Source organism: Methylobacterium sp. GC_Met_2, assembly GCF_026540795.1.
In the GTDB taxonomy this organism is placed as follows: domain Bacteria; phylum Pseudomonadota; class Alphaproteobacteria; order Rhizobiales; family Beijerinckiaceae; genus Methylobacterium.
Genome location: NZ_JALNUM010000036.1, coordinates 41,747 through 49,289, shown reverse-complemented (window position 1 = coordinate 49,289; position 7,543 = coordinate 41,747). Strand labels below are relative to the sequence as shown.

Annotated in this window: 9 protein-coding genes; 5 read left to right on the top strand and 4 right to left on the bottom strand. The window is 67.2% G+C overall.

Going from position 1 to position 7,543, the window contains the following annotated elements:
• Positions 1-328: 328 nt before the first annotated feature.
• Together OXS49_RS14510 and OXS49_RS14505 are read right to left on the bottom strand one after the other, a co-directional pair.
• On the bottom strand, positions 329-583 hold the full coding sequence (locus OXS49_RS14510; RefSeq protein ID WP_244007914.1) for a hypothetical protein: 255 nt from the start codon (positions 581-583) through the stop codon (positions 329-331).
• 8 nt (positions 584-591) lie between these two features.
• Complete coding sequence (locus OXS49_RS14505; RefSeq protein WP_244007916.1) at positions 592-837, bottom strand: hypothetical protein; 246 nt, start codon at positions 835-837, stop codon at positions 592-594.
• A 123-nt stretch (positions 838-960) separates the two neighbouring features.
• On the opposite strand from OXS49_RS14505, the gene OXS49_RS14500 reads away from it, so the two are divergent.
• The 5 genes from OXS49_RS14500 to OXS49_RS14480 all read left to right on the top strand — a co-directional run bounded on the left by OXS49_RS14500 (position 961) and on the right by OXS49_RS14480 (position 5,413).
• Complete coding sequence (locus OXS49_RS14500) at positions 961-1,179, top strand: hypothetical protein (protein ID WP_244007918.1); 219 nt, start codon at positions 961-963, stop codon at positions 1,177-1,179.
• The gene (locus tag OXS49_RS14495) at positions 1,172-1,666 is read left to right on the top strand and encodes a hypothetical protein (protein WP_244007920.1); all 495 of its coding nucleotides are present in this window, start codon (positions 1,172-1,174) and stop codon (positions 1,664-1,666) included. The genes OXS49_RS14500 and OXS49_RS14495 overlap by 8 nt, the downstream gene beginning before the upstream one ends.
• A 533-nt stretch (positions 1,667-2,199) precedes the next feature.
• Positions 2,200-2,523 (top strand): hypothetical protein, encoded by a 324-nt coding sequence (locus OXS49_RS14490; protein ID WP_244007921.1) that lies wholly within the window; start codon positions 2,200-2,202, stop codon positions 2,521-2,523.
• 33 nt (positions 2,524-2,556) lie between these two features.
• Positions 2,557-2,808: a hypothetical protein gene (locus OXS49_RS14485; RefSeq protein ID WP_244007923.1), complete on the top strand. Its 252-nt coding sequence runs from the start codon at positions 2,557-2,559 to the stop codon at positions 2,806-2,808.
• Positions 2,809-2,842: 34 nt separating this feature from the next.
• Positions 2,843-5,413, top strand: a complete 2,571-nt coding sequence (locus OXS49_RS14480) for a CheR family methyltransferase (RefSeq protein ID WP_267425144.1) — start codon at positions 2,843-2,845, stop codon at positions 5,411-5,413.
• An 831-nt stretch (positions 5,414-6,244) separates the two neighbouring features.
• Here the strand turns inward: OXS49_RS14480 and OXS49_RS14475 are convergent.
• Positions 6,245-6,418 (bottom strand): hypothetical protein, encoded by a 174-nt coding sequence (locus tag OXS49_RS14475; protein WP_244007927.1) that lies wholly within the window; start codon positions 6,416-6,418, stop codon positions 6,245-6,247.
• Between the two features lie 164 nt (positions 6,419-6,582).
• Complete coding sequence (locus tag OXS49_RS14470) at positions 6,583-7,407, bottom strand: alpha/beta hydrolase (RefSeq protein WP_244007929.1); 825 nt, start codon at positions 7,405-7,407, stop codon at positions 6,583-6,585.
• Between the last annotated feature and the right edge of the window lie 136 nt (positions 7,408-7,543).

Genomic DNA, 7,543 nt, shown 5'->3' with positions numbered 1-7,543 from the left:
ATCGGCTGTGGCCGGGAGAAGGGCCAGAGCGCCAACAATCGTCGCAGCCTTCAAAATGGTACGGTTCATTGTGTCCTACCGATATAAAACGAGGAGTATCTAACTGGACAACACGACGGCGACCGAGTTGGTCCCAGCGAAATCTGTCCGAATAGCCGCGGGCTGCTCGGCGCTGAGGCCGCGCCGAGTATCTCAGGCGGTCGTTCATCCGCGCCGCCGCTCCGCCTCATCCTCGGCCGCGTACTGCCGCTTCGTGGCAATCCGCAGGTCGAGCCAGGCGATTGCGGACGCGTGCACGTGCAAGGCACTCACGTGTCCAGGGCGATCGTCAGCCGCCCTGCAGGCTCTCCGCGAAATCCTCCGGGATCTCGCCCCACTGGCCGAGGATCGTGACGCCCTCCAGCTCCCCGGTCTCGTCGTCGGCCACCACCTTCAGCGCCGCGGCCCCGGGCATCCGCTTGGCGAGGTTCTCGGCCTTTTTCAGCGCGCCGCTCTCCGTCTGTGCAGGCTCCTGCCGCGCCGGCCGCAGCCGCTTCCGGTGCAGCTCGAACGGCTGCACCACGAACGCCGTCTTCATCACCATGCCGCTGCCTACGCCCGCTGGCCGTCCACCCGTACGGCGGTGAACGCACGAAACAGCACCGGCCGGCCTGCGGCATCGCGCACGTCCACGGTCCACACGGTCCAATCCTGGCAGCCGACCCCCGTCATCAGACCCAGCGCCACCCGGTCCGCGTGCTGCCGGACCTCGCGGATGCTCGACAGCCACCGACCCTGCAGATCGAACACGGCGTCACCGCCACCCAGGCAATGGAAGCGGTAAAGCCTCCGCGGCATTGACGTTTTCCCAACCTCTCCACAGCCGCCCACCGCAATCGCCCTGCGATCCGAAACAGCCATTGAACCACGCCTCGCCGTCCGCTTTGTTCCCGATGCGTTCTAGTCGAGGTTGTGAACCGGATGCACGCCCAACGGCACGATTCGCTTGTGGAGATCCGCTCATCGGAGGCCGAGGCGATCGCATCGGCCTATCTCCGGGCCGCCGACGGCGATGCCCGCGCGGCGCTCGTTCAGGCGATCACGGATGCGCTGACCGATCTCGACGCGGCCGAGCGGCGCGCGGCCGGGCAGGGGCGTCTGATCTCGCGCGGCTACGCGCGGGGCTACGTGCATGGTTGACGCGCTGTCCCAGCGTCTGGGCGACATCGCCGGCGACCGGCTGGCGATCGACTGCGCGTCCTGCCGCCGCCACGGCAGCTACCGGCTGGACGGCCTGATGGCCCGGTTCGGGCCGGAGATCGCGATGCTCGATCTCCTGCGGGCTCTCACCACATCCTGCCGCCACCAGCGCGAACCGGGCGCCACGGTCGCGCGCAAGTACGAGAGCCAGTGCCTCGCAACGCTGCGTCTGCCGAAGATGCCCGACCTGGAGCCGCCGGTCCCGCCGGGCCGGCCGTTCGCGCTCGAGGTCTGGGACGCGCGCGGCCGGGTCGAGCTGCGGCTCGGCGTGATCTACCCGCTCGACGGCGCAGTCGCCGCGTTCGAGGCGATAAAGAACGCCTATCCGCGCGACGAAGTCACGTTGCGGCAAGGGGCGCGGGTGCTGTACCGGCGCCCCCGGCCGGGGGCGCCGGACCACGTCGATGCCGATCCCGGCGGTGCTTGAGAGGGGCTGGGGCCACTGATGGCGGTGGTAGACACGTGCGGCCAGGACCAGGGCACCGTAGTGCCGGAGGGGCGGCATTGGTGGGCTGGAGGGCGTGGATCACGAAGTTCGAGATGCGCACTCCGGGCGACATGACGCAGCTGGGGAAGCTGATCGTGGCGCGGACGTGAGGGCCACGCCGTGGAGCTTCAGTTGGTTCGCTTTGGGTGGTTTTCAGCCGATCCGCTTTCAGGCGGCAATGCATGAATGCGGACGTCGTCGCGACACGCGCTCGCAACCCTTGCAGAAATTCGGAGGATCCACTTCCCGGGATCTCGTTGGGTGAAGACTCTAAGAATTCAGCGCGCTGACCTGAATCCGTACAAACCATACAAAATTCCAAAAACCAGAATTTTGGCGAATGCTGCAGGTTGGCCCTCTCAATTACCACCGGGTTGGCATCTGGATTGATACACCCAGGAATTGAGAGCACAGTGCCAGCGACCACGCAGAAGTCGTCTGCGCGTTGGGAAGCCGCGCAGCCTGGAGTGCCCATGATGGACCGCCCCCGCGCAGATCGGTGCCTTGAGATTGCCCGTGAGTTGCGTGCGGCGGCCGAGGAGACGCGGCGGACGCTCCAGGTTTCGCGCGATCTCGTGCGGCGCTCCCGCGAGCAAGCCGCCACCGGGCCGTCGACATCTGGCGACGACCCCGGCCCCTCGGAACAACTGGTGACGTCTCTCATCGAGGCTTACGAAGCCGCGGAAAATGAGCACGACCCCCAGACCCGCCTGCTGCTCGGCCACGTGCTCCATCATGTCGGGCGTCGCGTCGCCGAAATGATCGGACCGCGCGCGGGCGGGATCGCGGTGCATTGAGCGCCGCGGCGCAGGGATTGGCGGAGAGCTACGATGAACGTTGACGATCCGCCGGACGACGACCCCGGTGCGCTGGTGCGCATCGCCTGGACGCTGGGCGTCCCGGTCGCGACCTTCCTGACGACCTACCCCACCGGGAAATCGGACCTTGAAACCGCCGTAGGGGCTCTGGATCATCCCGCCGAAGTGGTAGCGCTGCTGCGCCTATTTGTACGGCTGAAGAGCCCCGAGGCCCGGGCCCGCTGCCTCGCCTACGTCGTGCAGGAGGCCACGCACGACGGCTGATCCGCGCGGCCGTCCTCGACAAGGCCAAGAACGCATGATGCTGGAACCCGACGAACGGCGCGGCATCGATCCGAAGGCTCAGAACGCGGTGATGGACCAGGACCACTTTCCGATCATCGGCATCGGCGCGTCCGCGGGCGGCATCGAGGCAATGCGGAGCTTCTTCCGGGGGGTCCCGGAGACACTCAGGGCCGCCTTCGTCGTCATCACGCATCTCAGCCGGGAGCACAAAAGTATGCTCCCGGACGTGCTGGCGCGGTTCACGCCGCTTGAGGTCGAGGCCGCCGCCGACGGCGTGCCGGTCCTTCCGGGCCGCGTCTACGTCATGCCGTCCGGTTTCGTCATGGGCATCGCGGGCGGGCGGCTGACGTTGACGCCGCTCGAGCTAATGCGCCGCGAGACCAAGCCGATCGACGTCTTCCTGACCGCCTTGGCTCTCGACCAGGGCGAGCGTGCGGTCGGCGTGATCCTGTCCGGCGGCGACGGAGACGGCGCCATCGGCGTCAAGGCGATCAAGGAGCACGGCGGCCTGACCCTGGCCCAGACCGCGGATGGCGACGGCCCCGAGACCGCCGATATGCCGCTCAGCTCGCTGCGGACCGGCTTCGTCGATTTCGGCGAGATGGCCGAACGGATGGGCGACCGGATCGCCGCGCACATCGCCGCGACCGGCGTCGGCGCATCGGCTGGTCAGGCCGATGCGGTCGCGCGGGAGCTCGACGCCGAACTGCTCACCGAGATCTTCGCCATCCTCCGCCGTCAGGTCGGCCACGACTTCTCGGGCTACAAGCCCAGCACCTTCGTTCGGCGGCTGCAGCGGCGCATCAGCATCGTCGGCGCGACCGGCCCGAGCGGTTACCTCAAGCTGCTGCGTGCCGACCCAGCCGAGGTCGGGGTGCTGTTCCGGGACCTGCTGATCGGCGTGACGAACTTCTTCCGCGACCCCGCCGCCTTCGAGGCGCTGGCTACGCAGGTCATCCCGAGGCTGCTTGAGGCGCGCGCGGCGACCGATGTCGTGCGGATCTGGGTGCCTGCCTGCTCGACCGGCGAGGAGGTCTACTCCGTGGCCATCCTCCTGCGCGAGCATATGCTCACCCTGGCGGATCCGCCGCGCGTGCAGATCTTCGCCACCGACATCGACGAACGCGCACTCACGGTCGCCCGGACCGGCCTCTACCCGAGAGCCTACCTGTCCGCTGTCTCGCCCGAGCGGATCGCCCGGCATTTCGTCGTCGTGGGCGACAGCGCCGTGGTCGCGAAGGCCGTGCGCGACCTATGCACCTTCGCCCCGCACAGCGTGCTGCGCGATCCGCCATTCTCGCGCCTCGATCTCGTCTCCTGCCGCAACCTGCTGATCTACCTCGGCGTCGAAGCCCAGCAGCAGCTGATGCCGGTGCTGCACTACGCCCTCCGCCCGCGCGGCTTCCTGTTCATCGGTATGGCCGAGAACGTGACGCGGTTCGAGGACCTGTTCGAGACGATCGACAAGCGGCACCGTATCTTCCAGGCCCGCGACGCGATCCCCCCGGCCCGGCTGCCGCCGATGTCCGGGCCGGACACGGCGATCTTCGCCAGCACCGGCCAGCCTTACCGACGTAACGTGACGACGCACACGGCCCTGCGGCACGCGGTCGAGACGCAGATGCTGTCCGAGTACACGCCGCCCCACGCGGTCGTGACGCGGACGGGTGAGGCCGTGCACTACTCGTCGCGGATCGGCGATCATCTGGAGGTCGTGCCCGGCCAGCCGACCCGGGAGTTGGCCGCGATGGCGCGTAAAGGTCTTCGGCTGGATCTCAGGACGGCCCTGCGCGAGGCGATCGAGGGCAACACCTTGGTCGTGCGCGACGGCATCGGCGTCGAGCTTCCGGACGGCCGTCTCCAGTCGATCTCCCTGGTGGTCAAGCCGCTAAACACGCCCGGCGCGATCGAGCCGCTGTTCCTGGTCGTGTTCAACGAGGCCGCCGCGCCCGCCGAGAACGAACGCCAGCAGGCCCTGGAGGCGACCGAGCGGGACACGGCGCTCCAAGGCCTGGAGCGCGAATTGAGCGTGACACGCGAGCGACTCCAGGCCGTGATCGAGGAATACGAGACCTCCCTGGAGGAGCTCAAATCCTCGAACGAGGAGCTGTACTCCGTCAACGAGGAGATGCAGGCCGCCAACGAGGAGCTTGAGGCTTCGAAGGAGGAGACGCAATCGCTGAACGAGGAGCTTCAGACGGTGAATTCCGAGCTCACGTCCAAGATCGAGGCCATCGATCAGTTGAGCGACGACCAAGCCGCGCTGTTCGAGGGCATGAACGTCGCCAGCGTACTCCTGACGCCGGATCTTCACATCCGCATGTTCACCAGAGCAGCGGCGCAGGTCTTCGGCTTGCAGCCGGGCGACGTCGGTCGGTCCCTGCGCAACTTCTCGGCGCCGATCCCCCTGGCGTGGCTGCAGGACGAGATCCCGACGGTGTTGGCGGCGAACCAGCCCTCCGAGCGGACGGTCGAGGGGGCGGACGGCGCCCGCTACCGCGTCCGCTTGACGGTCTCGTCCCGCAACGGCAGCCGGATGCCCGGGATCGTCGCCAACTTCACGAACCTGTTGGAACAGGAGTAACCCATGGGTCTGTACGCCGCGCCCGGGACTTCTGCGGGCCGGCGTGAAGCAGACACTGTCGGCTGCGCAAGCGCGGCTGGAGCCGCCACAGCTTTGCAAAGCCCTCCCGGCTCTGCTTTCGGGCGAATGGATCGTATCGTCGACCTAAGCTGAATGTCGGACGTCAGATTTCCGGCAGCAGGCCAAGAACCGGTCGCTACCCCAAGCCCGAGTTGCCGGACGGCCAACGAATAGCCGCTTTCGGGAGGGGTCGATGGCTCTCGGCACGGCTAAGTTGATTCGGAAGCTGCCCTTTTAAACCAGTGTCTTACGCCGTAGCAGTTAAGGGTCAGCGTCGCATTCCCTTCATTGCGACATAACTTACCGCAGGCAAATATCGCCGCCTTTGGAACGCTGGTAGTCCAGGGACACAACAAAGCGATGCGTTTGCATCGGGGCCATAAAACGCCGCATTTTCTATCTGCATCAATTCCGGCCGTTGGCAAAATTGTTGTGAAATCTTAACGGTCACGGCCAAACTGCGGGACAAGGGGTCGTCGGTTCGAGCCCGGCCACGCCGACCATTTTCTTGCTGCTGTTTCGAAGGCAGCGCATCACTCCGCTGACAATCTGTCTCGATCACCGCGGAAGCGGGGTTCCGTCAGCCACTCGGGTGCAGCAGCCGAGCGCCACGTCGCGGCCAATCAACTTCAAAATCCTGCGCACAAGCGGCTTCTACGAGCCAAAATCGGTGAGCCGGAGCCGTCCCGGCGGCGCGGCGCACCTGGACGTCAGCCTCGACGTCAGCCTCGATTCGACTGAGGACGCTGGCGGACCGCGTCGGCGGCGCGGCTACTCGTCGGCGAAGGCCCGGGGTTCCGCACCGATCGCGGCAGCGGTCAGCGTGACTGCACCGGCCGCCTGTCGCAGTTCATACCGCGCGATGTCGTCCGCAAGTTTGACGAGGCAAACGAGCAGGAGCCCGAGCAACAGGCAGCGGCGGAGGGTGAACGCGGGGATCAGCATGGCGGGCGCCTCGAGGAGACGCCCGCACCGTACCTTGGCAGGTGCGGGAGGGCTGCCACGGCGAAAGCACAGCTGCACAGAATGAGAACGGCCAAGCTGTGGCAAACGTTCGTCACGCTAAAGGCTGGGTGAGCGCAACCAAGCGAATACGATCTGAAGATGCGTCATGGTGCGGTATGCGCTCCCGCGGCGAACCGCGCGACGTCGTCCGCGGTCGGGGCCTGGACGCTGAACGGGAAGCTCAACGACCGGACGATCTGACCGTGCCCGAGACCGGGGTAGATGTGCGTCTGCGGAGGCTCATCACCGGCCTGCAACCGGTTCGCGAGCGCGACGGTCCCAGTCGGCCGCACGTCCTGATCCTCCGCGCCGCTCAGCAGCAGCAGCGCCGGGTGCCGGCCGACGGCGTGGTTGATCGGCTGCATCGCGGGGTCGGCCCCGGCAAAGACCTGCTTGTCCAGGGGATCGGTCAGCGCCGAGGTCGCGTAGGGTCCGGCCAAACCGACGATCCCGGCGAGGTCCTCGGGACTGGACCCGGCCCGCTCCAGCCACGTCGCATCGAGACCCAGCATGGCCGCCGCCCACGCGCCGGAGGAATGGCCCGCCACCACGACGCGGCGGGGATCGCCGCCGAATTCGGAAGCGTGGCCGATCGCCCAGGCAACCGCGGCGGCGTTGTCGGCCAGGATGTCCGACAAGCTGGCGGCCGGGAAATGGCGGTATTCGGGGATGACCACGACGAAGCCTCGTCGTGCGAAAGCCGCGCCGACATAGGCGACGTCCGCCTTCGAGCCGCTGCGCCACCCGCCACCGTAGAGGAACACCAGCACCGGGCTCGGCACCGAGCTGTTCGGCCGGTAGATGTCGGCCTGATGCTCGCTTCCGGCCGCATAGGCACGGTTCGTGTCGACGTGAACCTCGACCGGGGCCAGCAGGTTCAGGACTACCAGGGTCGCGCCGACGAGCTTGTCGAAGAGCGTGGCGAGCATCGGTCGATCCAGTTGCGAGGGTGGCCACGACACGTGCGGGACCGCGCGGGCGGCAAGAAATCGGGCTCACATCCGTCGGCCGGCCTAAGCCTTCCGCCCCGGACACCGATCCCCGTCAGTGATCCCGCTTCCCGAT

Bases quoted from the DNA above. Each gene is read 5' to 3' on its own strand.
- OXS49_RS14475 (WP_244007927.1), bottom strand. From the start codon at position 6,418: ATGCTGATCCCCGCGTTCACCCTCCGCCGCTGCCTGTTGCTCGGGCTC.
- OXS49_RS14500 (WP_244007918.1), top strand. From the start codon at position 961: ATGCACGCCCAACGGCACGATTCGCTTGTGGAGATCCGCTCATCGGAG.
- OXS49_RS14480 (WP_267425144.1), top strand. From the start codon at position 2,843: ATGATGCTGGAACCCGACGAACGGCGCGGCATCGATCCGAAGGCTCAG.
- OXS49_RS14495 (WP_244007920.1), top strand. From the start codon at position 1,172: ATGGTTGACGCGCTGTCCCAGCGTCTGGGCGACATCGCCGGCGACCGG.
- OXS49_RS14505 (WP_244007916.1), bottom strand. From the start codon at position 837: ATGCCGCGGAGGCTTTACCGCTTCCATTGCCTGGGTGGCGGTGACGCC.
- OXS49_RS14490 (WP_244007921.1), top strand. From the start codon at position 2,200: ATGATGGACCGCCCCCGCGCAGATCGGTGCCTTGAGATTGCCCGTGAG.
- OXS49_RS14470 (WP_244007929.1), bottom strand. From the start codon at position 7,407: ATGCTCGCCACGCTCTTCGACAAGCTCGTCGGCGCGACCCTGGTAGTC.
- OXS49_RS14485 (WP_244007923.1), top strand. From the start codon at position 2,557: ATGAACGTTGACGATCCGCCGGACGACGACCCCGGTGCGCTGGTGCGC.
- OXS49_RS14510 (WP_244007914.1), bottom strand. From the start codon at position 583: ATGGTGATGAAGACGGCGTTCGTGGTGCAGCCGTTCGAGCTGCACCGG.